The 25,745-nt window shown below is 54.2% G+C and carries 19 protein-coding genes; 13 read left to right on the forward strand and 6 right to left on the reverse strand.

The annotated features are described in order from the left end of the window. Positions 1-2: 2 nt before the first annotated feature. The 3 genes from B7994_RS05830 to B7994_RS05840 are packed head-to-tail and all read right to left on the reverse strand — an operon-like array spanning position 3 to position 3,189. A complete protein-coding gene (locus tag B7994_RS05830; protein ID WP_088637561.1) occupies positions 3-1,694 on the reverse strand; it encodes a right-handed parallel beta-helix repeat-containing protein in 1,692 nt (563 codons plus the stop codon). Between the two features lie 58 nt (positions 1,695-1,752). Then, the gene (locus B7994_RS05835; RefSeq protein ID WP_088637518.1) at positions 1,753-2,457 is read right to left on the reverse strand and encodes an FISUMP domain-containing protein; all 705 of its coding nucleotides are present in this window, start codon (positions 2,455-2,457) and stop codon (positions 1,753-1,755) included. A 3-nt stretch (positions 2,458-2,460) separates the two neighbouring features. Continuing rightward, positions 2,461-3,189 (reverse strand): FISUMP domain-containing protein, encoded by a 729-nt coding sequence (locus B7994_RS05840; RefSeq protein ID WP_088637519.1) that lies wholly within the window; start codon positions 3,187-3,189, stop codon positions 2,461-2,463. Positions 3,190-3,309: 120 nt separating this feature from the next. Here B7994_RS05840 and uvrA point away from each other — a divergent pair, with 120 nt between their 5' ends. The 3 genes from uvrA to B7994_RS05855 all read left to right on the forward strand — a co-directional run bounded on the left by uvrA (position 3,310) and on the right by B7994_RS05855 (position 11,549). Continuing rightward, positions 3,310-8,577 (forward strand): excinuclease ABC subunit UvrA, encoded by a 5,268-nt coding sequence (gene uvrA, locus B7994_RS05845; RefSeq protein WP_088637520.1) that lies wholly within the window; start codon positions 3,310-3,312, stop codon positions 8,575-8,577. Between the two features lie 72 nt (positions 8,578-8,649). After that, positions 8,650-10,932, forward strand: coding sequence for an SUMF1/EgtB/PvdO family nonheme iron enzyme (locus tag B7994_RS05850; protein WP_088637521.1), 2,283 nt, complete (start codon positions 8,650-8,652; stop codon positions 10,930-10,932). After that, positions 10,932-11,549, forward strand: coding sequence for a hypothetical protein (locus B7994_RS05855; RefSeq protein WP_088637522.1), 618 nt, complete (start codon positions 10,932-10,934; stop codon positions 11,547-11,549). The genes B7994_RS05850 and B7994_RS05855 overlap by 1 nt, the downstream gene beginning before the upstream one ends. A gap of 83 nt (positions 11,550-11,632) precedes the next feature. On the opposite strand, the gene ychF is transcribed toward B7994_RS05855, so the two are convergent. From ychF to B7994_RS05870, 3 genes are all read right to left on the reverse strand, one after another. Then, positions 11,633-12,730 (reverse strand): redox-regulated ATPase YchF, encoded by a 1,098-nt coding sequence (gene ychF / locus B7994_RS05860; protein WP_088637523.1) that lies wholly within the window; start codon positions 12,728-12,730, stop codon positions 11,633-11,635. A 392-nt stretch (positions 12,731-13,122) separates the two neighbouring features. Then, positions 13,123-14,688 carry a hypothetical protein gene (locus tag B7994_RS05865; protein ID WP_088637524.1) on the reverse strand — a complete coding sequence of 522 codons (1,566 nt, stop codon included), beginning with the start codon at positions 14,686-14,688 and terminating at the stop codon, positions 13,123-13,125. Beyond that, positions 14,685-15,512, reverse strand: coding sequence for a TIGR02147 family protein (locus B7994_RS05870; RefSeq protein WP_088637525.1), 828 nt, complete (start codon positions 15,510-15,512; stop codon positions 14,685-14,687). The genes B7994_RS05865 and B7994_RS05870 overlap by 4 nt, the downstream gene beginning before the upstream one ends. A gap of 89 nt (positions 15,513-15,601) precedes the next feature. Here B7994_RS05870 and B7994_RS05875 point away from each other — a divergent pair, with 89 nt between their 5' ends. The 10 genes from B7994_RS05875 (at position 15,602) to B7994_RS05920 (ending at position 25,655) form a co-directional block, all read left to right on the forward strand. Continuing rightward, positions 15,602-16,558, forward strand: coding sequence for a hypothetical protein (locus tag B7994_RS05875; RefSeq protein WP_088637526.1), 957 nt, complete (start codon positions 15,602-15,604; stop codon positions 16,556-16,558). Then, positions 16,558-17,514, forward strand: a complete 957-nt coding sequence (locus tag B7994_RS05880) for an asparaginase (RefSeq protein ID WP_088637527.1) — start codon at positions 16,558-16,560, stop codon at positions 17,512-17,514. Before B7994_RS05875 ends, B7994_RS05880 begins: the two co-directional genes overlap by 1 nt. Positions 17,515-17,561: 47 nt before the next feature. Continuing rightward, entirely contained in the window at positions 17,562-18,458 is an 897-nt protein-coding gene (locus B7994_RS05885) for a hypothetical protein (RefSeq protein ID WP_198957828.1), read from the forward strand. Positions 18,459-18,476: 18 nt separating this feature from the next. Further along, complete coding sequence (gene asd / locus B7994_RS05890) at positions 18,477-19,328, forward strand: archaetidylserine decarboxylase (RefSeq protein WP_088637528.1); 852 nt, start codon at positions 18,477-18,479, stop codon at positions 19,326-19,328. Positions 19,329-19,332: 4 nt separating this feature from the next. After that, positions 19,333-20,184, forward strand: a complete 852-nt coding sequence (locus tag B7994_RS05895) for a hypothetical protein (RefSeq protein WP_088637529.1) — start codon at positions 19,333-19,335, stop codon at positions 20,182-20,184. Between the two features lie 26 nt (positions 20,185-20,210). Then, positions 20,211-21,050: a hypothetical protein gene (locus B7994_RS05900; RefSeq protein ID WP_088637530.1), complete on the forward strand. Its 840-nt coding sequence runs from the start codon at positions 20,211-20,213 to the stop codon at positions 21,048-21,050. 32 nt (positions 21,051-21,082) lie between these two features. Next, a complete protein-coding gene (locus tag B7994_RS05905; protein WP_088637531.1) occupies positions 21,083-21,421 on the forward strand; it encodes a GerW family sporulation protein in 339 nt (112 codons plus the stop codon). A 115-nt stretch (positions 21,422-21,536) separates the two neighbouring features. Further along, positions 21,537-22,142: a PadR family transcriptional regulator gene (locus B7994_RS05910; protein ID WP_088637532.1), complete on the forward strand. Its 606-nt coding sequence runs from the start codon at positions 21,537-21,539 to the stop codon at positions 22,140-22,142. Between the two features lie 49 nt (positions 22,143-22,191). After that, positions 22,192-24,714 carry a GH36-type glycosyl hydrolase domain-containing protein gene (locus tag B7994_RS05915; protein WP_088637533.1) on the forward strand — a complete coding sequence of 841 codons (2,523 nt, stop codon included), beginning with the start codon at positions 22,192-22,194 and terminating at the stop codon, positions 24,712-24,714. Between the two features lie 251 nt (positions 24,715-24,965). After that, complete coding sequence (locus tag B7994_RS05920) at positions 24,966-25,655, forward strand: AgmX/PglI C-terminal domain-containing protein (RefSeq protein WP_088637534.1); 690 nt, start codon at positions 24,966-24,968, stop codon at positions 25,653-25,655. Positions 25,656-25,745 lie beyond the last annotated feature (90 nt).

Here is a 25,745-nt window from a genome sequence, read left to right on the forward strand (position 1 = left end):
GCTTACCTTACGCGAACCTGCTGTACTGTTTTTCCCTGCCGAAGCAGGTAAATACCGGATGCCCCAAATTTCATGCGCAGGATTTCCGCGATATTTCCACGCATGGACTCCGACGGCAGTGTTCCAAGGGAACAACCTTGCATATCGAACACGCTTATCGTTTCAAGAGTCTCGGTAGGATAACGAAGTTTCATCGTGATGGAAGCGGCGCTCGAACTCGACCCCATTGAGCTGCTCGAAAGCCCGTATTCAAATGCGCCGAGGTCAGGAGCTTCGCCAGCAAACGGGAAGCCCACATCTTCGCCCCTGTCGATGGCGCGGCTCTCTTTCTTGAGTTTCAGGAAGTCTACGTTCGGGAGGCTGCCGTCAGCATTGCGCGGGCCGAGGATTCCCGCCATCTTCGAAAGATCTTCGCCGGTCACGGTCATGCTCGGGTCATCGAGACTCATGAAGTCGTCTTCGGTCAGGTCGAGTTTCAGGTTCCACGTGTTGTTCTCGCCGGCAGGGCATTCCACATAGTGGTCGATGTTCTGGCTCGATATTTTCTCCCAGCATTCTCCGATTTGCGAAAGCTTGTTCGGGAAGGCGATGTTGTTCTTGAGCACATGCGCGTTGTCGCCTGTGAGCGGCGCGACATCGGCCAGGCGGTTGCCTTCGGAATCGAAGAGTGTGGACGCCATGCTGAAGGCCCTGTCCTTATTCATGTACGACGTATTGTTGATCCATTTGCTGCCGACGCCGGTATAGTTCGCATAAAAGCCCGTGGCCTTGTTTTTCCAGGCGACACAGAACTTGATGGTATGTCGCCCGCCACCGAGCGTACTTTCACCCATCTTGATGCCGTGACCGTTGCCGTGTGAAGGATCGCCGCGCCCGTAGTCGCTGTAGCCGTTTCCCATGGCGTAGCAGTTCTCCAGCACCACAGGAAATTCCTGGTTAATGAAGTCAAAACCGTCATCGCTATTCCACCAGGAACGGCACCCGATAAACTTGGTCGTATCGCCCTCGCCGGGTTTCTGGTAATGCGCGCCGAAGCCGTCGGCATTTTCGCCATCGCCCTGCCAGCCCAAGGGGTCGTAGTTGTCGTGGGCATCGCAGTTGAGGAAGATGTGTCCTCCGCCATCTGGCGCGCCGTCGTTCGCGAAGAATCCGGGGCCCGCATTGTGATGGCTGTCCATATTTTCCAAGAAGATGTGCTTGCTCGCGTAAAGGAAAACGCCGGAATTGGAATTGTGCTTCATGGGCGTGTTCCGCACCTCAAAACCCTTCAAGTGCAGGTACTTTGCCGAAATCACAATCGGCGAGGTATACATCGCTCCCTCGGGAGTGCCGTCGCTGTGTTCCCCGCCAGCAGCCACGGGGAGGTTCGCACCGTCAAAAATCGGGCGCTCGCCCGGGTAAGCGAGGTAATGGATGCGGTTGTTGTCGCTCTCGCCGCTTGCCGTCAAGACTATTGCCGCAGTCATTTTGTACCGTGCGAAAAAGACGGTATCGTGCAGGTCGTAGATGCCGCCGCGAATCCACACGGTGTCGCCCGCATGCACCACGGTATTCGCCTTGTTGAGCGAGGCGAAGGGCTTGTCTTTTGTACCCGCCGCACTGTCGCTGCCGTCAGTCGCCACGTAGTACACGGCACCAAACGCCTGAACCATCGAGAGGGCAACCCCCAAAGCAAGCAAGAACTCTTTTCCCATAAGCACCTCGAGCAACTAGTTATAATATACTCTATTTGGGGCGCAAAGGGTTGATCTTCTATTCTTTCACGCAGCGAATGTTGCCCATATAGTTCACCCAGCTGCTACTTAGTATATTGCCGTAACCCGCGTATAGGTCAGGTATTTCTTCTCGATCGTCAATTGTCTGTGTGTAGGCGGCATCAACATCGCTACGAGTTTGTGTCCACAGACTCGCTAGACTGCCTTTGCCATAGAATTGTCGTTCGCCATCCTTATATCCGTATTTCCCGGCCAATTTCAAGTTAAAACCGCATAGGTCATTGCCGCCATCCGAAGTGGAAATCAAGGATTTGGCGTCAGCCTGGACCTGTTCGCGCAAGTGCTTGAAATCGTCCGCTTTAGCTACGCGCCATCCTCTAGGGCAAAGCGTATAGACGCTGTCCCAAAAGAATTCCATTTCTGTAATACGGCCAAGAAGATTGAACTCCAGGGACTCAAAAACATAGAATCTGCCATAAGTGTCGCAATTCGCCGAAAGGCTATCGTAACAGACACTGTACTTGAGATTGTATTTCAGATTTTCGGCCATCCAGACCTGGTCCCCGATGGTAGTGTATGCATATTCATTGCTATCGCGTTCGTCTATAAAAGTTCCACGCGCACTTGCTGGGCAAAGGGTCGCAAAATCTACGGGTTCCGGACTAGACGACGTGGAGTCGTCACATCCGACAAAGGCGCAAACACAAAGGAGCACAAATAACTTAAGTATTGCCTTGTTCATATCTTAATCCTTTACGCAGCGAATGAAGTCCGACGAATGATAGTATTCTTCCCATCGTTGAACCGAATCGCTTCTGGAATAAAAAATGTAGCTGTAAAAAATATCGTGATAATATCTCCCTGTCGAGTCCTCGGCATAGGCAGACATGTTCGGAACATGGGTGCTACTCATGAATGATCCATAATAATTTTTTTTGTAGTCAGATTCGTCGTTACTTGAAAAAAACATTGAACCAGGTTTCATATCAAAGCCGCAAGCATCCGTTCCGTTAGAATTTTCGTCGGGATTGATGTTTCCCCAGCCAGAGGAACTCTTCAGGATTTGGCCTGCGATACCATAGCCTCCCACGTTCTTTATCAATTCGTCAATCTCGTCGTTACTCGGTACATGCCACCCCTTAGGGCATAGGGATTCTTCCAACGTTATATCGGGATAAATATCCTTGAAAGGAGGGTAATAGCATGATCCATAAACACCATAGTTGCAAAAGGATGTCAATTCACTGCCGTCATCGTTATAATATTTCATTTCGTACGTCAAGTTTTCTGCCATCCACACCTGTTTACCGATAGTAGTATAGCGGTATTCATGACCATCTCGATCGTCAATGAATGTTCCTCGTGCATTTGTGGGGCATAACGAGGCAAAATCTATTTCTTGCGGGGCGGAGGAGTTGTCACCACATGCACAAAGCAATAAAGAAACTGTTGTCAAACAAAGGAATTTTTTCATGCTTGCGAATATACTTTTTTTTGTAAAAAAAGATGTATAAATTCGATAGATTGCTAGCCAGGGGCGATAATACGACAAAACCTACTTGACGTTTACACATTTGTTCACTATATTTGTGGCATGACCAAGTCCATCGAAATCCGCGACGCGCACGAACATAACCTTAGGCATGTGAACCTTTCTATTCCCCGCGATTCCATCGTGGTGGTGACCGGCGTGTCGGGTTCGGGCAAGTCGAGCCTCGCGTTCGATACGGTGTTCCAGGAAGGGCAGAGGCGGTTCGTGGAGTCGCTCTCGGCGTACGCGCGCCAGTTCATTGGCCGCATGAAACACCCCGAGGTGGAGAGCGTGCGCGGCATTTCGCCGACGATTTCGATTGACCAGAAGACGGTGAACCGCAACCCGCGTTCGACGGTGGGTACGGTGGTCGAGATTTTGGACCATTACCGCTTGCTTTTTGCGCGTCTCGGCGTGCCACATTGCCCCGATTGCGGGCGCGTGATTCAGGCCCAGACGGTGGACCAGATTGTCGATAATTTGTATGTGAGCGATGAGGGCAAGCAGATTACGGTGATGGCGCCGATTGTGCAGGAGCGCAAGGGTGAATACCGCAAGGAACTGGCCGAACTCAAGGAAAACGGATTTGTGCGTGCCCGTGTGGATGGCACGATTTACAGGCTTGAAGATGTCCCGGCGCTGGTGCGTTACGAGAAGCACACGATTGAAGCGGTGATTGACCGCCTGACGCTCGAACGCAAGAACATGAGCCGCCTGCGCGAGGCGCTGGAAGGCGCGCTGAAACTGACTGACGGAAAGTTGGTGAGCTTCTTGCTGGTTACGGGCGAGGCGAAGGAAGAATACCGCCTGCAGGGAACGCTGCTCGCTTGTCCCAAGTGCGGCATCTCCATTCCGGAACTGGAACCGCGGTTCTTCAGCTTTAACGACCCGAAGGGCCGTTGCCCCGCCTGTAAGGGCATGGGCGAAAGCTACAAGTTCGACCTGGACTTGATTATCCCGGACAAGACGAAGTCCATCAAGGAAGGCTGCATCGCGACTATCAAGAAGGATGACGGCACGCTGATTTTTAGCGACTTCGGGCGACGCAACTTGAGAAACATCGCGAACGAAATGCATTTTTCGCTGGATACGCCGTGGAACAAACTCAAGAAGGCGCAACAGGATGCCGTCTTGTACGGCACGCCGAGCGAATCGGAACGCGGAATTATCCCGATTATGCAGGAACTGTGGGATATGTGGCACATCTACCACTTCCGCAAGTACATGCAGATTGGCGTTTGCCCTGAATGCCACGGCACGCGTATCAACCGTACGGCGAACGCGGTCACGTTCCATGGAGTGAATCTGACCGAGATGACGGAATGGTCCGTCGAGAAGTCGGTGGAATTTTTCAACAAGCTCGACTTGTCCGAAAAGGAAAAGCGAATCGGCAAGGAAATTCTGAAAGAGATTCGCGGACGACTTTCTTTCTTGAATGCGGTGGGGCTTGGCTATCTGAATATCAACCGCAAGGCGTCCACATTGAGCGGTGGCGAGGCCCAACGCATACGCTTGGCAAGCGCCGTGGGTGCTGGCTTGCAGGGCGTGCTTTACGTGCTTGACGAGCCGAGCATCGGGCTCCACCCGCGCGATAACGATAAACTGCTCGGGATGCTGGAGCATTTGCGTGCGCAGGGCAACTCCCTGATTATCGTGGAACACGACGAAGACACCATGCGCCATGCGGACTGCGTGATTGACGTGGGGCCGGGTGCCGGCGTGGAAGGCGGTCGCGTGATTGCGGCAGGAACCGTCGAGGAACTCGAGAAGAACAAGGCTTCGCTGACGGGCGCGTACTTGAGTGGCCGCAAGGCAATCGAGATACCCGAAAAGCGCAAGAAGATTGACAAGAATACGCCGAAACTCAAGATTTGCGGTGCGGCGGAAAACAACCTCAAGAACATCGATGTGGAAATTCCGCTCGATGGCGCGTTGACCGTGGTGACGGGCGTTTCGGGCTCCGGCAAGAGTACGCTCATCAACCAGATTCTGCGCCGCGAACTGGCTCGCGTATTCTATAATGCGGAAGAACCGGTCGGAAAGTTCGATCATCTGGAAGGCCTCGAGAATATTGACAAGGTAATTGAAATCGACCAGACACCGATTGGCCGCACGCCGCGAAGCAATCCGGCGACGTACACCAAGATTTGGGACGATGTGCGCGACCTTTTCGCGAGCATGGAAGAAAGCAAAATTCGCGGTTACAGCAAGAGCCGTTTCAGCTTCAACGTGAAGGGCGGCCGTTGCGATGCGTGCGAAGGTGCGGGCGTGAAAATCGTCGACATGCACATTCTGCCGAGCGTACAGGTGACTTGCGAAGTGTGCGGCGGCAAGCGTTTTAACGATGCGACCCGCGAAGTTTATTTCAAGGGCAAGAATGTCTCTGAAATTCTCGACATGAGCATTGCCGATGCGGCGGAATTTTTCAAGGATATCCCGAAGATTGCAGAACCGCTGAACTTGCTCGTGGAAGTGGGTCTTGGTTACCTTACATTGGGCCAGCCTTCGACAACATTGAGCGGGGGAGAGGCGCAGCGCATCAAGATTGCGTCGGAACTTCGCCGCCCGGGTACCGGCAAGACGCTCTATCTGCTTGACGAACCGACGACGGGCTTGCATTTTGAAGATATCCGCAAGCTCATGGATTGCCTGAATCGCCTGCGCGGTCTCGGCAATAGCATTGTGATTATCGAACACAACCTGGACGTAATCAAGTGCGCCGACTGGATTATCGACTTGGGTCCGGATGCGGGTATTCACGGCGGTAAAATAATTGCAACGGGTACGCCCGAACAGATTGCGAAGTGCAAAAAATCCGAGACGGGCCGCTACCTCGCGCCGGTGCTTGCAAAGAAGCATGGCGAGAACCATCATTTTGACCGCACGCTCAAGGGCGGCGAAGACTTGTCGCTCGATATTGAGGTGCATGGCGCTCGTAAGCACAACCTCAAGAACATCGACGTCACGATTCCGCGCCACAAGTTGACTGTGGTGACGGGCGTTTCGGGTTCCGGTAAGTCGAGCCTTGCTTTCCATACGCTCTTTAGCGAAGGCCAGCGCCGCTTTGTAGAGACGTTGAGCACTTACGCTCGTCGTTTCCTCGGGCGCCCCGACCACGGGAGTATCGATTCTATTTCGGGCCTGGCGCCAGCCATCGCCATCGACCAGAAGAGTGCGAGCAAGAGCCCGCGCAGTACGGTGGCGACCCTCACCGAAATTTATGACTACTTCCGCATTTTTTGGGCGAGGGTCGGCACCCCGCATTGCTTGAAATGCGGGAAGCCTGTGGCTTCGTACAGCGCGGGCGACCTGATGCAATACGCCTTCGATCGCGATTTGAACAAGAAAGTCACGGTGCTGGCCCCGTTCGAAATCAAGGACGTGCTGAAACTTTCGAAAATCCTCACTGAGAAGGGTTACCGCAAGGTTTACCTCGGCAATAAGTTGGTGGAACTTCCGCTGCCGAAAATTCCGACCCGTGAAAAACAGTTGTTCGCCATCGTCGATACGGTAGTGGTCAAGGAAGAAAACCGTGCCCGCCTGGTAGAAGCCTTTGAACGCGGCTACCGCGACGGTAACGGAATCCTTTATGTGGAAGACGAGAAGGGCGGTCGATTGGCCTGCTCTGAAAAACCGGGCTGCCCCGAATGCGGCTGGTACATGGATTCGGCGCTGAACCCGAAACATTTCAGTTTCAACACGCACTGGGGCGCTTGCGAAACCTGCCTTGGCCTCGGCCATGATTACGATGGCCATGTCTGCCCAGACTGCCATGGTGAACGCCTCAAACCCGAATACCTCGCGGTACGCATCGGCGGCAAGAACATCATGGACGTGAACCACATGAGCATCGCTCAGGCTTACGAATGGTTCAATAACGAAAACTTCAAGCGCGACAATTTCAAGGGCGACAAGAATGCCGACGGCAAGATGACGGTCGCCGAACCCTTGCTCCGTGAAATTGTTGGCCGTCTGAACTTCCTCAAGGGCGTTGGCCTCGGCTATATCGGCCTCGACCGCGCGGGCGATACGCTCTCCGGCGGTGAATCTCAGCGTATCCGCCTCGCAAGCCAGATCGGTAGCGGCCTCGAAGGCGTGCTCTACGTGCTCGATGAACCCACTGTGGGCCTACACGAAAGCGATACCGCGATGCTGCTCGATACGCTTTACCGCCTGCGCGACCTCGGCAATACGCTCGTGGTCGTGGAACACGACATGAAGATGATGCAGGCTGCCGACCACATTATCGATATGGGCCCGGCGGCGGGCGAGTTCGGTGGCGAGGTCGTCGCCGAGGGCTCTCCGGCACAGCTTTCCAAGCCATATGCGCTCCAGCAGTTCCCGCGCAGCGAGACGGTCAAGTACCTCACGCACACTATCCCGATGGCAAACGAGATTGCGGCAAGGCCCATCACGGATTCTACGGAGTTCTACGAGTTTGAAAAGCTCAAGCACAATAACTTGAAGAATTTGTCTGTAAAGTTCCCGAAGGGCGCCATCAGCGTGGTCTGCGGTGTGTCGGGTTCGGGCAAGAGTTCCATGGTCATGGACGAAATTTTCCCGCGCCTCAAGAAGAAGTTCCAGGCCCGTGGCCGAAAGAAGCAGAGTGGCGAAGTGTTGCTGGTGGACCAGAGTCCGATTTCGGGGACGCCTCGCAGCACGCCCGCGAGCTTCACGGGCGTGTTTGACGATATCCGCAAGCTATTCGCCAAACTGCCGCAAGCCAAGTTGAAAGGCTTCGACTACGGGCGCTTCAGTTACAACTTGGCCCGCGGCCGCTGCGAGGCCTGCGAAGGCCGCGGCGCCATCTCGGTAGAGATGCACTTCCTTTCCGACGTGTGGGAAGTCTGTGATGTTTGCGGCGGCAAGCGCTACAACCAGGAAACGCTCACCGTCACTTTCAAGGGCAAGAATATCGCCGACGTGCTCGACATGCGCGTCGCCGAAGCCTGCGAGTTCTTCAAGGACCAGCCGAAAATTTTGCCGAAACTGGAATGCCTGCGCGACGTGGGCCTCCCGTACGTAAAGCTCGGCCAGTCCGTAACCACGCTCAGCGGCGGCGAATCCCAGCGCCTTAAATTGGCGGCGGAACTTGCCCGCAAGCCCGCCCAAGAGATGGTCTACCTGCTCGACGAGCCGACTACAGGGCTCCACCTCAAGGATATTCAGATCCTCTGGAACATGTTGCGCAAACTTTCTGCCCGCGGCGATACGGTTATTATCATCGAACACCACCCCGATATTATTCGCCTTTCGGACTGGAAAGTGGAACTAGGTCCCGTCGGTGGCGCCGAAGGCGGCTATTTGCTTAAAATGGGCAAAAACGAATGAATTTGGTGATATATCTCGCATAAAGACCTTACGAAGATATTATCTTTATGAGAGTTATTCACAGGAGATGTTATGTCTTTTGCCCGTTTGTTGCCCCTTTTGCTGTTAGTTCCGGCAATAACTTTCGCTGCCGATCCTGACAAGAATTTTAAGGTAGCGCCGAACCAGTTCACAGCCGGAAGCGTAGTGGACCCTATTGTCAATATGGCTGTCGAGGCCAAGGGTGCAGCGATGGTTTCCCAGAAGCCGGTTTTCCCGCTCAAGAGCAACAACCTCTACTGGCGTCATAAGAAAGGTCCTAAGGAATACCAGTGGATTCAGGGCGAGGTCAATGTCGCGAATTTCAAGAAACTCCATGCGTTCAGCCTTGAAAATGCCCGTCTGAGGTCTTTCGAGGTGGCCCAGATGCGTTTCTATGCCTCCCAGAACAAGAAGGCCTTCCAGGACGAGGATGATCTCTATTTCGACAAGTACTATGTCTATTCTCCGCGCGTCCCCAAGCTGTACTTCATCAAGAACGGCCGTTGGCAAATCCTGAATGAGACGGAACTTCCGGGTGTAGTCGTATTCAAGAGCGACAAGAAGAATTTTAGCGCCGTCTTTGCGGAAGCTCCTCTCAAGAAATTGCCGAACAAGGTCTATCCCCTGAATCCTGGCGCCTACGTTTTCTCGTTCTCCGCTCCGGGAACCCTGCCTGTCGTGGATATCGGAGCCGTCTCCCCGGGTAACGTGCTTGTCATGAGTCCGAAGCTCCCTGCGCTTGACACGTCATCCAAGGAAAACAAGCCTGAACTCTCCATGAGCGTAAACGACGTCAAGGCGACAAAGAACCTGGAAGAGACCGAAATTCTTTACGACAAGTTTATCGCCGAACTGCAGAAGGTTGTCGCGCTTGTCGATACGAGCGCCTTCGGGAATCTCTATCCCAAGATGAAGCCCGCAGAAGCAGTAGGCCTTCTTGATGACGACCTGACCTATGAGGACTACAAGTCCGCATTCGAGGGCACACGTATCAAGGCTAAGTCTGACTGGATGAATTCCAAGATGAAGGGTGTTCCCGAAATCAATGCGGCATTCAACAACAAGTTCGATAGCCTGCAGGCACTCCCGCTGCGTGGTTCCATGGTTCTGGCATCGTTCTCTGCGGTTCGCGAGAAGGTTGCCTCCGACGAGGATTCCACTGCGGCTCCGATCAAGGCCGTGAAACTCAAGTTTGGCAAGGAAGGCGAACGCTTCGATGTCACCTGGGAAGGTACAGCCAAGGATATGAGCGCCGACAGCCTTTACAAGCTTTTTGAACAGCACGGCAGCGAGATTACGGCAACGATTACCATCAAGCAAAACAAGCCCGTGTGGATTCACAAGGAAGACATCGTTACCGGTCGCCATCACTACCGTTACACCCGCATCGATTTCGAATACCAGGGGAAGACCTTCGCCGGCCTCGGTGTTTTTGTATTGCCGAGCTATATCGTGGACGAACCGGAGGTGCAGGAATGGCTGAACCACTACGATGCCGAGGATATCGAGTTACAGCAGAACGCCGCAGCAGAGGCCAAGGCTAAGGCAGTGGCCGCTAAAGAAGCTGCGAAAAACGATACTGTCTATGCGAAGGATGCGTATATGCCGGAATTCAGCAAGATGAGCATTCCGCGCATTATCCGCGACAACAATTTCGGCGGAGTCGCCCTTATCGATTCGGGCTCATTCCGTTACCGTGGCCGCGTTGTCCACATGTCCCCGTTTGCCATCATGACGACCGAAGTGACTCAGAAACTCTTTGACCAATGGATGCTCGCCCAGACCGATACGCTGAAGCGTATCAAGGACCGCTCCTCCTTCAAGAATCCGGCAAAGCCTGTCCACAACATTACCTGGGACAACGCCCGTGCCGCCTGCAAGTTGATGGGCGGCGACCTGCCGACCGAAGCCCAGTGGGAATTCGCCGGCCGAGCCGACAACAACGAAGGTGCCATTTGGGATATCGACGAGGAAGCGACAGTGAATGACTATGCCGTCTACCGCGAGAATTCCTACAAGCACGGCCGCAAGAGTGATGCTTACGGCCCGCACATGGTCGCAACCAAGAAACCGAATGCCTGGGGAATCTACGATATGTCGGGCAACGTTGCCGAATGGACTGTCGACAAGTACTTCATGTTCTCGTTCTGGGTGGAATCTTCCAACCCGTCCGGAGCCTTGATGGGCTACTCCAAGGTCTACAAGGGCGGTTCCTGGAAAGACAAGGAATCGATGCTTAACCTCACGAAGAGCGATGACGAGGATCCGCGTTACTGGTCCGATGCTATCGGTTTCCGTTGCGTGTTCCCGCGCAAGATGTTCGAGGGCCGTTAATGCCAGAACAGATATCCCCGCTGTCCGCCTCAGAAGAACTCAAGAAAGACACGCGTTTCAAGTTTTTCCGCAGGATAACCTCTGCGCCGTACCTGCTTGCGCTGGTCATGCTGTTCTTGCCCCTCATGAATGTTTCGTGCGCAGAGAAGGTTATTGCCGAGCCCTCGTTCTATGAACTTGCAACCGGGCTAGACCTGCGCGAAACCCTCAAGGAGCCTGCAAAAGGCTACCTCCTGAAGATGGAAAAGGACAATCCGAAATCCCTGGACAAGTTCAGGGCAACTGTTCCCGGTTTTCCCAAGATGGATGCAGTTCCGGTCCTGTTCGGGATCGTCGCCGCCCTCGTGCTCGCAGCCGTTTTCGCATGGTTCACGCCACTCGGGTCCCTCACCCTAGGTATTCTCGCGATGACATCGCTGTGGGCTTTTCTATCGAAGATGGGGCAGGTGTGTCACAGCATGGGAATGCAGGTATTATCGATCGAGCCGAGTTACGGTATTTATGCCGCATCGGCGCTTATCCTTATCGGAACGGCGATGAACCTCGCCGCGATAATCCGCCCGATTGTCTTAGAGGTAAAGGCGAAACGCGCCGCGAAAAAAGCAGTTTGCCAATAAGACTACCGGCGCGACAATCGATAAACAGCCAAAAAGAAAAACCGCGAGCGTGTTGCCCGCGGTTTTAAACTTTCTGGCAAATATTACACGTTGAACAGGAAGTACATGATGTCGCCATCCTGTACCAGGTAGTCCTTGCCTTCGGTGCGGACGAGGCCTGCTTCCTTTGCGGCGTTCCAGCTGCCGTGCTTCAGGAAGTCGCTGTAACTCAAGGTTTCTGCACGGATGAATCCGCGCTCGAAGTCGGTGTGGATGACGCCTGCGCACTGCGGGGCCTTGTAGCCCGCGTGGAACGTCCAGGCGCGGCATTCCTTTTCGCCGGCGGTAAAGAACGTGCGGAGCCCGAGGATTTCGTAGCCCTTGCGCACCACGGCGTCGAGGCCCGATTCCTTCATGCCGAGTTCGTTCAGGAATTCAGCCTTGTCGGCGCTCTCCATCGCGGAGAGTTCTTCCTCGATCTTGCCGCTGATCACGATGACCTCGTGGCCGTTCTTGGCGGCGTAATCCTTGAGCTGGTCCACATAGGCGTTGCCGGTGAGGATGTCGTCTTCCTTCACGTTCGCGCAGTAGAACAGCGGCTTTGCGGTGAGGAGGCCCAGGTCCTTGACGATGCCTTCCATCTCTTCGCTGTCATGCATCACGGTGCGGGCGGCCTTGCCCTCTTCCATGGTCTTCTTCAAAAGTTCGCAGGCGGCGAGGCGAGCCTTCGCTTCGGCATTGCCGGTGCGGGCGCTCTTCGCTTCGGTAGAAAGGCGCTTCTCGACGGTGTCGAGGTCCTTCAGGATAAGTTCGGTCTCGATGACTTCCACGTCACGGACCGGGTCCACGGAACCGCTCACATGCACGATATTCTCGTCATCGAAGCAGCGGATAACTTCCATGATGGCTTCGCATTCGCGGATGTGGGTGAGGAACTGGTTGCCGAGGCCTTCGCCCTGGGCGGCACCCTTCACGAGGCCGGCGATGTCCACGAATTCCGTAACGGCGGGAACGATGGACTTCGGATTATAGACCTTCACAAGTTCGTCAAGGCGGCTGTCCGGGACGCTCACCATGCCCACGTTCGGCTCGATGGTGCAGAACGGGTAGTTCGCGGCTTCGGCACCGGCGTTGGTGATGGCGTTAAAGATGGTGGACTTGCCTACGTTCGGGAGGCCTACGATACCGCATTTGAAACCCATGATAATCTCCTATGGCGCGGGGTGTTCCCGGGCCTTCTGTTTTCGGCGGTAAAGTTAGAAAATCCTGCAGCAAAAAAACTTTACAAAGGCCTGTACTATAAACAAAAAAGCTGTTCCTTTACATTTTGTAAATGGTAAAAAAAGACAACTGTACGAAATAAAACGATGATTAACTTAATTTAAGAACGTGGGATTGTGTTATAAGCCGTTTGGGTATTAGGCCCCAAAAAGCCAATTCTCGAGTGTGGAACTGGCGGGCACTGTTGCCAGTGGAAATCTGGGTTGGAGATTAGACAATAGTGAAATGCCTAGCCCCAAGCGGCACCCATTAAAAAGACCGGTCATGCAGTTGCATGGCCGGTCTTTTTTATACTGTCTTGCGGGCGTTAGCCTTATTTTAGGTCATCGCGGTTCACACCGTACGCCCTGATATTGTCCAGCCAGAGTTCGGTGCTGTTGTAGGTAAATACCGTAAAGTTGGTAATCTTGTTCCTGACAAGGTCCCATCCGTGGTAGTCGCGAATGGTATACGTAAAGTCTTCGGGCTTTATGCAGTAGCGCGTCCAGTCAACGAGGCCTTTGCCCTTGCCCTTGTACGAAGCCTTGTAGTTCACGTCTTCGTCGAGCGTTTCGAGTATGATTTCGAAATCGCCGTCGGTGCGCAACCAGACGACCAGCGAGTCCATGCGGCTCCAGTCGTGCGGATGACGTGTGAGTCTCGTGCCGAATACCACAATGTCGGGGTAGGTCACCGTGTAATCGATGTGGAGAACCTTGCCAAGCCAGTTGGCGGCCTCGGTAATCGATGTTGAAGAGTTCAGGAACGATACCGTAACGGAATCGGTTAGCGTATCAACCTTGTGGAACTGCACGTACCAGCTGTCCCTCTTGAGTGGGGACGGTAGATCGCTCAGGGAGCTGCCGCTTTCGAAGTTGAAAATCTCGATGGAGTTGAGCTCGTACCACAGGGAATCGCTGATGCCCTTCCATACGTTAACCTTCTTCTCCGGTGCGGTCACGTCGGGGTCGCCCCATTCAAGCGTCCATGTGTCGGCGGTGTCGGCGAGAGATTCCAGCCTGATGTTGATGACGGCGCTCTTGATGTCGGTGCTCCAACTGTCAATGACCATCGGTACTGTGGCGCCCTTGCTTGTGAAAAGCTGGAGGTCGCTACCGTCTTCGCGGGCCTTGCTGAAGTTGAAATTCGTAGAATCCAACCTGAGCGTGAGGACGAACGGGGCCTGCAACGGGCGCATCCAGTCGGAAATCAGGTCGGTAGGATTGATTTCGAGGGACTGTATGATACCTGCCTTGCTGGGAGCAAAGACGTGCCCGATATGCAGAGATTCGCCGGACTGGGTCTCGATGTTCGCTTCGCCGATGCATTCGGCGTTGTCGCTGCTCCAGGACTTGACAGAAATCTGGCCGACGGGGAGGTCTTCGGCTACGAAGAACCCGAGGGAGTCCGTCTTTACGACGCGCCCAATACCTTCGATATTCACCCAGGCGTACTTGGCGTCTTCAGGCAGCGAGAGCCAGCCATTGATGGCGCCCTTCTTCTGGAGGGTTGCCTTCGAAACAGAGAACTTCTTCTTGAGACTGTTGATGGTGTACTGGTAGACTAGGGCAGAATCACCCTGTTCTATCTGTATGGTGTAGGAGCCATCCTTGTGGTTATCGATATAGATTTTCCCGGAACTGTCCGTTTCGCCGACGTACGTGAAGTCGTCTGCGTTAACGTTGCCCGTAGAATCGGTAACATACCAGCTCGGAAGCACCCTGTACGAAGCCTTTGCAGGATTCTTGCCACTATAGACCTGGATAGAGACGAATGCCGCCTCTTCCTTCGCAATGGCGTTTTCCGTTTCCGTAGTTCCACCGGCCATGTCGGAATTCGTACATGCGCCGAAGAAGATCATCGGAATGACCGGAAATATTTTGAACAGGGTCTTCATCATTTCGAAATCTTCTTGTTAAACGCCACGGGGAACAAGGCAAGGTTCATCTGCAGGACGCGCGTGGGCTTCCCGCACTTGTCTACTCGAATCTGGACGTCTTTCCGGAATTCCTGGATCATACTCTTGATTTCTTCAAAGCCTTGTTGGTCTACAGCCATTGTAAGTGTAGAAATATCTCGGTCTTCTGGGGCGATTGTCTGCAGAGAACGTGCTCCAATTTGCATTACTGCAGCCTGGAATGCCCTAATTGCCTGTGCGCGCTCTTCGCCGGAGATGTTGATGTGGGAATCGGCAATTTTTACGCGTCCATTGCCCAAATCCTGGATAAAGCCCAAATCCTTGAGCAAATCCACGCTTTCCTGCACCTTGTCCTCGCCAATGGCGGGTTCGAGCCATTCTGCAATGGTCTTTACATCGACTTTCCCCTGGTTAACCTCTATCAGAGCCCTGATGACGGGTGTCCACCAGTCGCTCAGGTACTTGATTTCCTTATCCTGGAGTACATGTTTTTTCACATCACGTAAAAGTACGGCCTTGGCAAGGATTTCTTCACGGGTCTTTTCGGATTTGGTACGGGAGGCAGCAAGCAGGAGGTCAAAATAGCGGGCGGCACGGCCGGTGAGGCCGAGGACTTTCTTGATGGCAGGGACACAGCGCACAGGCAGGTTGCGCTTCTTTTCGACAATGCAGAACACATGGCTCGCATTTAGGCCGATAGCCATCCCCAGAACGCTGTAGGAGTACTTCGCGTTCTTCTCTTTTTTCTCGAGATAGAAATCTCGGATGATATCCCGGTAATCTGTATATTCGTAAATACTTGGCATTTGGCTTGCCCCATTATTTGTAAAAAAATATATAATTTGGGGATATCCGTTTTGAGCCTATGAGAAATTTAATCATTACCTTTTTGTCAATGATTCTAGTCGCCCTCGGGGTGAAACTTTTTGTCGCGAAAAATGCCGAAAAGGCTGAATTTATTAGGCACGAGACGCTTGTAAACGAAGCCATGGAGTGCCTCGGGGCTGCCGACTGGAAGTGTGCCGAGAATGCCGTCAGGGGACTATTGTGTGATGCTCCTCACGATACAAACCTGCAACTCCACCTTGCGGGAATCCTTTTCGAGCAGGAACGGTACGAGGACTGCATTCGCCTAATCGACTCACTCGGCTATGCGGATGGAGATTTCGGGTTCCTCAAAAAGAAGTCCGCACAACTGATTCGCGAAATAGACGAACTGGGCGTCGAGCGATCCATGCATTTCCGTGTGGAATTCGAGGGGAATCCTTCTAAAAGCGACGTGATGGAGGCCCTGGCCGTACTGGAGGTCGCCTACGATTCCCTATGCAATCTATTCGATTTTAGGCCCGAAAACAAGATGAGCCTCGTGCTCTACAGGTCACGCGAGTACCAGGGAATGGGCCCGCGCCCAGACTGGGTGGCGGCGATATTCGACGGCAAACTCAGGATTCCTGTCGAAATGATGCATTACCGCGAAATCTACCGCCCCGTTCTTTTCCATGAACTCACACATTCCTTTGTGAGGGCAATGACGCGCGCCAAGGTGGCCCTCTGGATCAACGAGGGCATCGCTCAGGTGGTAGACGGGTCACGCACACAGAACCCACGGCCGGCCGGCGCGCCCCCTTCGCTGAATTCCCTGATCGAACCGTTCGTGAAGGAACCTTCCGCCGATGTAGCCGAACGGCTTTACTGGTATTCGCAGAAGATGGTAGAACGTATGCTGGCGAGGAACCCGGATTTTGTGCATTTCAGGGAATTTATACAGAGCCTGCGCACGATGGAAACCGACGAGGCGCTCCTGAAGTTTTATGGGGTCAAGACGGCCCAACTGCTCGACGAGGTGAAGTGATGGCGAAGAAGAAGATTGTGATACTGACGACCGGCGGGACGATTGCCGGCATTGGCGAAGCGGGGAAGGACACGGGATACGTTTCGGGCCAGGTCTCGGGCGAAAGCCTCGTGGCTTCCGTTCCCGAATTAGCGGAATACGCGGACGTGCGCGTCGAGGAAATCTGCAACATCAATTCCGACGACATGACGGACCGCATCTGGATAGAGCTTGCGAACCGCGTGAGGGAACTACAGGAAGACGAATCGGTGGACGGTATCGTAATTACGCACGGCACCGACACGATGGACGAGACCGCGTATTTCCTGAACCTCACGGTCAAGTGCGAAAAGCCTGTCATCATTACAGGGTCAATGAGGCCCTCTACTGCAAAAAATCCGGACGGGCCCGCAAACCTGCTGGGCGCCGTGCGGGTGGCAGCGGGCTTTGCCGTCGATGATGACCCTCCCGAGAACCTTGTGTGGGTCTACTTTGCGGGTAGCCTTTTCGATGCGAGGAACGTGCAGAAGTGCAGCGCCAGCGCGCTCGATGCCATGGGGGTAAATGCGCCGGGCGAGGGCGCAAGCCTAAACGCCCCGAGGGAAAAGAACTTCTTCGACGTCTCTAAACTGGATAGCCTACCGCGGGTGAATGTGGTGTATTTCTCGGTGGACGCAAGCCCGAAGGTACTGGAATATGCCGCATGTATCTCCGACGGGCTCGTGATTGCGGGTGCGGGCTCGGGCGAGTTCAGCAAGGCATGGGCGGAGGCGCTTGCCGCCATCGATATCCCGGTGGTCATTGCCAGCCGGACAAATCACGGGGTCGTGACGCTCAACGAGACGCTTGCTCCCGGGCGGATATGCGCAGGCTCGCTTGCCCCGCAGAAGGCCGCCGTGCTCTTGCGGCTTTGCCTGACGGTATCGGAGAACCCGAGAGTCATACGGAACTATTTTGCAAATGCGCAGCAGGGTTGAACTGGGCCTCTTTGCCATTTGCATGTGTATAAATGTATATTGCCATCATGCAGTTTACACGAAATCGATTCAATGTTTCAGGTACAGGCCGTGCAAGTAGCGCACTTTTTGCCTGCATGCTTGCCTGCATACTCGGAAGCCTGCTTGCAGGTTGCGCAGGCCTGCGTGACGATGCCCGCGGAGGCGGTTCCGGCGGCGATTCGGACATGCGCGATACCCCGTGCGAGGAATGCGGGGCCCGCGGCGAAATAGAACTGAAGATTACCGACGAGAAGTCTTACCGCGAATGGAACGCGAAAGCGTATTCCCGCATGGATTCCTCTGCGGTTGTGGGCGTATTCCCGACATTGCGAGTGAAGGCGATGCGCCCCGAGGTGTGCAAGATGTGCCACAGTTTCAGCGCGGACGCCCTGGATTTCGACCTTGCACATGTAGAAGACTCCCTCTTCGTGAATGCTTTCCCGAAGATGCAGCGTGAACTGATGCTCCCCGGAATGCGGCTCCCGGACAAGGATTCCTTATATATCGATACCCTTTCGGTAAGGCTCCTGAATTCCGCCTTTGCCGATGGCAAAAAGTTGGGCGATTTTACACCGTGGGTAGAACGTGACGGCATCGAACAGGCGTTCTCGCGCGAAGTCCCCGCTAAGCTCAAGGACTTGCTCTCTGGCATTGCCTCGCGGTACGAGGTGCGCTACCTGTCGCTCCCGCTGGTACTCGAGGTCGAGATGGACCCGGACCTGGGCAAGAGCGGCGGGTACACCTGGAAAATAGCGTGGAGCCTGTGGGACGCCCGTTACGGCGAACTGGTTTTTCTAGTCTATTCCGAATTTACGGCAGCGACAACGAGCAGGGTGGCTCCCGAAAAAGAATGGGCCGCCCCCTTCGCCTCGCGCCTCTGGAAGATGTTCTCCACCGACCTGAACAGGCTCGAAAGCCACTAATTACTATCTTTCCAAACCATGAATACCCCCTTCTACGTTTTTATGAAACTCCTGCCGAAGAATGCGGCCAGCCGTATTTTCGGTATCTTCGTGCGCCTTCGTATTCCCTTCGTCTCGAAGCTTGCGCGTAACGCCTTTGCCGCTTACTACAAGCTGAACATGGAAGAATCGGAGTTCCCGCTCAAGCTTTACCGCAATATCGGGGAACTCTTTATCCGCAGGCTCAAGCCCGGTATGCGCCCCGTGGCCGATACCGAAATCGTCTCGCCGGTCGATGGCGTGCTCTCGCAGACGGGTACTTTCGACGAAAAGCAGGAACTTATCCAGGCGAAGGGAAAAACCTACACGCTCAAGGACCTGCTCCGCGATGACGAAATGGCGAAGCATTTCGAGGGCGGCATGTTCGCGACAATATATCTCGCTCCTTTCAACTACCACCGCATCCACAGCCCGGTCAAGGGCGAACTTGTGGATGCCAGCTACTGCCCCGGCACCCTCTGGCCGGTCAATGTGGGCAGCGTGGAACGCGTCGAAGGGCTTTTCTGCATAAACGAACGCCTTACGAGCCGAATTCGCCTAGAAGATGGTTCCGAAATCCTCGTGGTGAAGGTCGGCGCCACCAACGTGGGCCGTATCGGAGTCGTGTACAGCGACAAGTTGCTCACGAATGCGGGCAAGCTCCCCAGGGACTGCAAGCGTCTCGACTGGAAGCCTTCCGAAAAGGTCTCGTTCGAAAAGGGAGGCGAACTCGGACGTTTCGAGATGGGCAGCACCGTTATACTCGTCGTAGACAAGAAGATCCGCGAACGCCATCCGGACCTGTTCAAGAACCGTCTCGGCTCCGCCGTGAAGGTGGGCGAGGCCCTGTAGGCAGATGGTGTCGGTCCGGCGTTTTGTACAGGATGAACCTGCGCTCTACAAGGCTTCGCAGGAATTCGTCGCTTTACTTGCCAATGTTCCGGACCCGGTCCTTTCTGTTGCCCGCCGCGCAAACGGCCTGAATGCCCAGATAGCCTGGACTCTCCTCGGGACGGTCCTTTTTCAGGACAGGTCCTATACAGAAATAGAGCGCTTGCTCGAAGCTCTTTACATGAAGTTTCCGGATGAATTGCTCTGGACGCTCCCCGTACCTGCCGCCCCCCAAATCAATGCCGTCGTTGTCGACACCTTCGGGAGCCGCAACTGGAGCCTGTTCGAGCATGTTGCCGGAATTTTCTGGAGCGTGGGGTTGTTCGCACGCCGCCATCCAGATCTTGCCGCCTGGGCCCGTGAGCGCACCCCCGAAGAAATGTGGCGCGATCTCGGCGAAATCTACTTCATGGGCAAAAAGAGCGTGCGCCCAAAGGCGTGTGCCGCTATCTACCGCCTGCTCGCACCCGCCCCCCTCGGGCTAGGTATAGAATTCCGGAACGATGTACGCCCTGCGGGTGCAAAAAAACGCGGGATCATGCCACCGCTCCCGCTTACGATGGGGGCGCGCCGCTTCCTGGCTATTCTCGGGCCTGCGCGCGATACCGGCTTTGCGGATATGGAGCCCGAAAAGAAGCAGGCGCTTGCGAATACCTACTTTGCGGCACTTTGCAAGGAAAGCCCGTACCGTAGCGCCCATGCACTCCAGTTCTTCCTCGAAATCGGGAGCGAAGACTTTATATGCCGTGAAAGGACCGAAGGCTGTGCGAAGTGCCCGCTTTACGACTTCTGCGACTATGCGCTTTGCAGGGAGTGAACGCGTCTATGCTAAATTTTAACCGTATGTTCCACCTGCAAAAGAAATTCCTGGTTCTTCTCGGTATCGCGATGCTTGCGGTCTGCGGCTGCAAGCAAGAAGAAGAGCGCCCGGTGGACTATCACGAAATCCTGTATAAGGATGTGCGCCCGATAGGTGTCCATGTGGACGAGCACCCCTCGACGCAGGATATTGCCGCCCTCGTTAAGCGAATCGACCTGCGCTACCCGGTGATGGTGGACGATACGCTCGACGTGTGCATCCTTGAATTCAAGAGCGACGTCTACGCGATGGACTATTACACCAACAGCGGGCGCTTCCAAGGAATTATCCCGATTCTGCGCGGCTCGAATCTCGAACAAAGTATCCGTTCCGACGCCCGCATATTCATTTTCACACACGACAGTTTCCGCCGGTACGAGCGTAGCGACCTGGAACACTATGTACGCAGTTTCCCCGGCTATCATGGCGGGTTCCCGCAGGAATTCCTGAGCCTTCCGTTCGAGCACCGCGAATCGAACAAGACCTCCATCCAGACAAGGAACTTCCTCGGGGTCAAGTCTTACTTCCCGGTACTCGTGCAGAGCTACCGCAACTCTAACCTCCAGTGGAACGTTGCCCGCAGTTGGGAACAGGTCGAAGAGGACGCCTATACATCCTGGGCATCACAGTTGAAGAAGGCGAAGCCTGCCGAAATTGCCTACGACGTGGATGTCGTATACTTCACGGTGGGCGAGGGCGTAAACGGTATGGCTTCGCGCCTGTCGGGTGGGCGTGTGGTGGTGGTCTGGGGTTACCTGAGCTGGCCGGACCTTGAACGGAAGTTCTTTGTCGCCTCCGATCGAGTCTTCGAGGCTCGCTATTAACTATTTCACAATTCTTTTGTTATATTAAAGTCATGGCTATTGAAAAACTTGCAGAAACTCTTTTGGAAAAGCTCCGTTTCATCACCCAGGCGGAGACCGTTATCGGCAAACCGATCCAGGCGGGTGAGTCCACTGTCGTGCCCGTGAGCCGCGTATCTGTAGGCTTCGGTTTCGGTGGTCACCAGAGCAAGGGAGACACGTCCGCCTCCGGTGGTGGGGCCTCGGTCGAACCGGTGGCGTTCCTCGTCATCAAGGGCGACGACGTGCGCATTATGCCTATCAGCAAGGACAGTTCGCTCGTTTCGAAGGTCATGGACATCGTTCCCGACGTGGTAAACAAGTTTTCCGGCAAGAAGTCCGATGCCGAATAGGGCTCATTTTTCGCCGTTTTAAACCTAATCGTAAAAAAATCCACTTTTTTTTAAAAAAGTCGTTCCGGCAGTGTTTTTTTGTGTATATTCCAAGTTGGAATAGAAAGAGGTACACATGAACCGTTATGACTTGGTCCTTCTGGGCCTTATCCTTGAAAAGGAGCGCAGCGGCTACGATATTATCACGGAAATAAGCAACCGTGAACTTGACCGCTGGGCCAACCTGAGCACTTCCACCGTATATAACCGCCTTACTACGCTCGAGAAGAACGAGTGCATTGTCGGGCGTGCCGAACGCGATGGAAACCGCCCGGAACGCATGGTTTTCAATATCACTGAAAAGGGTAGGGAAGTACTGCGCAAGGAGGTCCTCAAACACTTGACCGGGTTCAATGATGACCCGCGCACGCTCGGTTTTGCCTTCCTTTACGGCGCCGAGAACAAGGAACTCATCCGCACGCTGGAGGTCCACGAACGCCGCCTGGTGCAGGAAATCGAGAACCTCGAGAAGATGATTGCCGAAGAACCGCGCCCCACGCTCTACCCCGAGGGACCGTTCCTCAACTGCATGAGCCGCGACCATATCCTTGTGGAACTCAAGTACGTGCGTGCCGCTATTGGCATCCTGCGCGACCCGATCCGCAACAAGAAGCTCGACGGCTACTTCTACATCAATTTCGGCAACCGCGATTTCGAGAACTTCAACCAGAAAAAAGACTAATTTTTCTATATTTACCGCGTTGAATTTAACCCCCTCTTACGGAGACAAAATGGCTACAAAACAGACCAAGAAGAGCGCCCCGAAGGCCGCCAAGAAGGTTGCAGCTAAGGCTGCAGCAAAGTACGGCTACTTCGATGACGCCAAGAAAGAATACGTGCTCACCACGCCGGCAACCCCGATCAAGTGGTGCAACTATGTTGGTACATTGAACTTCGGCGGTATCGTGGATACTACCGGCGGTACCCTGGTTTGCAAGGGCGACCCGGCCCTGAACCGTATCACCAAGTACATCGCCCAGATGCCTTGCTCTGACTTTAAGGCCAGCACCGTGTACATCCGCGTCAAGGATGGCAAGGGCTACAAGGTCTTCTCTCCGTTCGTCGTTCCCACCCTCACCAAGATGGACAAGTGGGAATGCCACGTGGGTCTCTCTTACATGCGCTGGATTGCTGAATGCTGCGGCCTGCGCACCCAGGTGACGATTTTCGTCCCGACGGGCTCCAACACTCTCCTCCAGGACATCCAGGTCACCAACCTCGGTGGTGCCGCCAAGGAAGTGGATATTATCCCGGTTTATGAATTCAGCCACTTCGAAGCCGAAAAGCAGCTCACGAACGCCGACTGGGTCCCGCAGACCATGACCCTCAAGGGCCACTGGGAAAAGGACGGCCATGTGGTGCTCGAACAGTATGCCTACATGAAGCGTGACTTCGCCGTGAACTACGTGACCGCCAACTGCAAGGTCGGTAGCTTCGACGGTGACCGTCGCGTGTTCCTCGGCGCCAACGAAATGGGCTCCTGGGCTGCTCCGCTCAGCCTCGGCAACAAGGAACTTTCTAACAGTGAATGCGACCGTGGCGACAACATCGCCGCCCTCATGATCCACGCTGGCAAGATTGCTGCGAAGAAGACCTTCCGCACCTGCACCCAGCTCGGTCAGGAACAGAGCCTCAAGGTCGCTGCCAAGGCTATCAAGAAGTACCGCGACTTGAAGAACGTCGACAAGGCTTTCGACGAACTCGCCAAGTTCTGGGAAAACTACCTCGCCACTATCCAGGTGCAGACTCCGGATGCTGCGTTCAACTCCATGGTGAACGTCCACAACCCGCGTCAGTGCCACACCACCAAGAACTGGAGCCGCTACCTGTCCCTGTACCAGCTGGGCTACGGCACCAGCCGCGGTATCGGTTACCGTGACTCCAGCCAGGACCTGATGGGCGTGATGAGCCACATGCCGGAAGAAGCATTGGAACTCGCCTTGAACCTGCTCTCCGTGCAGCGCCCCGAAGGTAACGCCATGCACCAGTACGCTCCGCTCGCCCTCGCCGAAGACAACGGCAACGAAGCGAACGCCGGTGACTCCCGCGAAAAGAAGGGTGTGCTCGACGAGAAGGGCCAGCCGGCTTACGCAGACTGGTACGGCGATGACCACCTCTGGATCGTCCTCACGATTGCAAACTACCTCAAGGAAACCGGCAAGATGGACCTCCTCAAGAAGGAAGTCACCTTCTACGAAGCCGGCAAGAAGCGCGCCCAGCGTGAAAAGGGCACTGTGCTCGAACACCTCAAGCGCTCCCTCAACTTTACCCGTACTCACCTCGGTAAGCATGGTTTGCCGCTCCTCGGCTTTGCCGACTGGAACGACTGCATGAACCTGCCGCTCGGTGCAGAATCCTCCTTCAACACCGGCCTCTACGCCAAGGCACTTCTCGAGATGATGGACATCTGCGAAGCTCTTGGCGACAAGAAGTCTATTGAAATGTACAAGGGCTGGTACGAAGACGTGAAGAAGGCCTTCAACGACTCTGCCTGGGACGGCAAATGGTGGGTCCGCTGGTTCGACAAGCAGGGCAACGCCTACGGCACCAACAAGGCCAAGTACGGCAAGATTTACTGCAATAGCCAGTCCTGGTCCGTGATTTCCGGTATCGCTACCGGCGACCGCGCCGTGCAGGGCATGGACAGCCTGAACAAGCTCCTCAACACCGCTAACGGCGTGAAGAGCTCTACTCCGGGCTACCGCGGCTTCGACCCGAACGTGGGTGGCATCTCCACTTATCCTCCTGGAGCCAAGGAAAACGGCGGTATCTTCCTCCACACGAACCCGTGGGTGATGATTGCCGAAACCATCCTCGGCCGTGGCGACAAGGCCTTCCAGTATTATAGCCAAATTAACCCGGCTGCCAAGAACACCAAGCTCGACGAGTTCGAATCTGAACCGTATTGCTACCCGCAGAACATCCTCGGTGACGAACACAAGCAGTTCGGTATGGGCCGTAACGCATGGCTCTCCGGTACCAGCTCCTGGACCTACCAGGCCGCTACGCAGTTCATCATCGGTGTCCGCGCCAGCTTCAAGGGCCTCATCGTGAACCCCTGCATCCCGAGCACTTGGGATGGCTTCAAGGTGACCCGCAAGTTCCGCGGCGCTACCTACGAAATCGAAGTGAAGAACCCGAAGCACGTGTGCAAGGGTGTCGCCGAGATGATCGTCGATGGCAAGAAGATTGATGCGGATGTGGCTCCGATCTTCACGAAGGGTGTCCACAAGGTCGTCGTCACCCTCGGTTAATTTGAATTATAACCGTCGTGATACGGCGTTGTTCGCCCCCTCACGTATTATTTATACGCTACGGGGGCTCGCGCCTTGTCTCACTCGGTTCTAATCCAAATTGGGATTTTTGGTCTGCTTCTAACGAAGCGGACTTTTTTTGTTTGGCTCTCTGCGTTTTTCGGAAGAGGTTTGTCATCCCCGCGTAGGCGGGGATCTTCCTGAAATTAAAAGTCCGCTCCGTTTGGGGCGGATTTTTCTATATATAAAATATGGCTAGTTTATTTGGAAAATGCTGGAATAATTTTGTGCTCTTGGCTGCGGCGGTGCTGTGGGTGGGTTGTTCTGATGGCGATAAGAATGCGGATAAATCCCTAGAGCAGGAAAAGGGTAAAACGGAACAGTCCTTGGACGTGAAAAAGGAAGATTACGAGAAAGCGCATAGGGACAGTCTGTCAAAAAGAAAGGCAGAAATTGATAAAATCTTGAAGGAGGTTGCGACGTTATCTACTTCCGGTACAACTACGCTTTATGGCGTCGTCAGAAGTAGTTCCAAAGGTCTAGAAAGGGACAAAGATGGAAAGTTTATAATTGAAAAGGCAAAGGGATTCGCAAAAACCCCTACTTTTGAGGAATTGAGTCTGGAAAGAGGCGTCTATGATGATAGAGTTTCGTTTTTACGGCCTATTCGTCAGCGGACTCCTGGACTGCGCCATATTTACAATAAACATTTAAAGAAGAGTCCCAGTTTTAGCGGGACGATTGTTTTTCGGTTGAATATCAATGCTGACGGTACCGTTCAAAAAGTTCAAATCGATTCAACGACTACCGGCAATAGGGCTTTTGACGAAGAAATCCGGAAAGCGGTAAGTCGCTGGAGTTTCCCGAAAATGAATTCGGATGAAGTTGCAACTTTCCCGATAAGATTTTATGAAGAAGAGTTGTTGAAGCAGAACGATTAAAGTCCGCTCCGTTGGGGCGGATTTTTTGTTTTTTTGAGGCTGTAAAATAAACTGTGTCACAATCCACCCCCAATAACCCAAAACCTTACT

Source organism: Fibrobacter sp. UWR2 (assembly GCF_002210285.1).
Classification (GTDB): Bacteria; Fibrobacterota; Fibrobacteria; order Fibrobacterales; family Fibrobacteraceae; genus Fibrobacter.

What these genes read in the sequence shown, in the direction of transcription:
- B7994_RS05830 (WP_088637561.1), bottom strand. Translation starts at nt 1,694, where the DNA reads ATGGGAAAAGAGTTCTTGCTTGCTTTGGGGGTTGCCCTCTCGATGGTT.
- B7994_RS05835 (WP_088637518.1), bottom strand. Translation starts at nt 2,457, where the DNA reads ATGAACAAGGCAATACTTAAGTTATTTGTGCTCCTTTGTGTTTGCGCC.
- B7994_RS05840 (WP_088637519.1), bottom strand. Translation starts at nt 3,189, where the DNA reads ATGAAAAAATTCCTTTGTTTGACAACAGTTTCTTTATTGCTTTGTGCA.
- uvrA (WP_088637520.1), top strand. Translation starts at nt 3,310, where the DNA reads ATGACCAAGTCCATCGAAATCCGCGACGCGCACGAACATAACCTTAGG.
- B7994_RS05850 (WP_088637521.1), top strand. Translation starts at nt 8,650, where the DNA reads ATGTCTTTTGCCCGTTTGTTGCCCCTTTTGCTGTTAGTTCCGGCAATA.
- B7994_RS05855 (WP_088637522.1), top strand. Translation starts at nt 10,932, where the DNA reads ATGCCAGAACAGATATCCCCGCTGTCCGCCTCAGAAGAACTCAAGAAA.
- ychF (WP_088637523.1), bottom strand. Translation starts at nt 12,730, where the DNA reads ATGGGTTTCAAATGCGGTATCGTAGGCCTCCCGAACGTAGGCAAGTCC.
- B7994_RS05865 (WP_088637524.1), bottom strand. Translation starts at nt 14,688, where the DNA reads ATGATGAAGACCCTGTTCAAAATATTTCCGGTCATTCCGATGATCTTC.
- B7994_RS05870 (WP_088637525.1), bottom strand. Translation starts at nt 15,512, where the DNA reads ATGCCAAGTATTTACGAATATACAGATTACCGGGATATCATCCGAGAT.
- B7994_RS05875 (WP_088637526.1), top strand. Translation starts at nt 15,602, where the DNA reads ATGATTCTAGTCGCCCTCGGGGTGAAACTTTTTGTCGCGAAAAATGCC.
- B7994_RS05880 (WP_088637527.1), top strand. Translation starts at nt 16,558, where the DNA reads ATGGCGAAGAAGAAGATTGTGATACTGACGACCGGCGGGACGATTGCC.
- B7994_RS05885 (WP_198957828.1), top strand. Translation starts at nt 17,562, where the DNA reads ATGCAGTTTACACGAAATCGATTCAATGTTTCAGGTACAGGCCGTGCA.
- asd (WP_088637528.1), top strand. Translation starts at nt 18,477, where the DNA reads ATGAATACCCCCTTCTACGTTTTTATGAAACTCCTGCCGAAGAATGCG.
- B7994_RS05895 (WP_088637529.1), top strand. Translation starts at nt 19,333, where the DNA reads ATGGTGTCGGTCCGGCGTTTTGTACAGGATGAACCTGCGCTCTACAAG.
- B7994_RS05900 (WP_088637530.1), top strand. Translation starts at nt 20,211, where the DNA reads ATGTTCCACCTGCAAAAGAAATTCCTGGTTCTTCTCGGTATCGCGATG.
- B7994_RS05905 (WP_088637531.1), top strand. Translation starts at nt 21,083, where the DNA reads ATGGCTATTGAAAAACTTGCAGAAACTCTTTTGGAAAAGCTCCGTTTC.
- B7994_RS05910 (WP_088637532.1), top strand. Translation starts at nt 21,537, where the DNA reads ATGAACCGTTATGACTTGGTCCTTCTGGGCCTTATCCTTGAAAAGGAG.
- B7994_RS05915 (WP_088637533.1), top strand. Translation starts at nt 22,192, where the DNA reads ATGGCTACAAAACAGACCAAGAAGAGCGCCCCGAAGGCCGCCAAGAAG.
- B7994_RS05920 (WP_088637534.1), top strand. Translation starts at nt 24,966, where the DNA reads ATGGCTAGTTTATTTGGAAAATGCTGGAATAATTTTGTGCTCTTGGCT.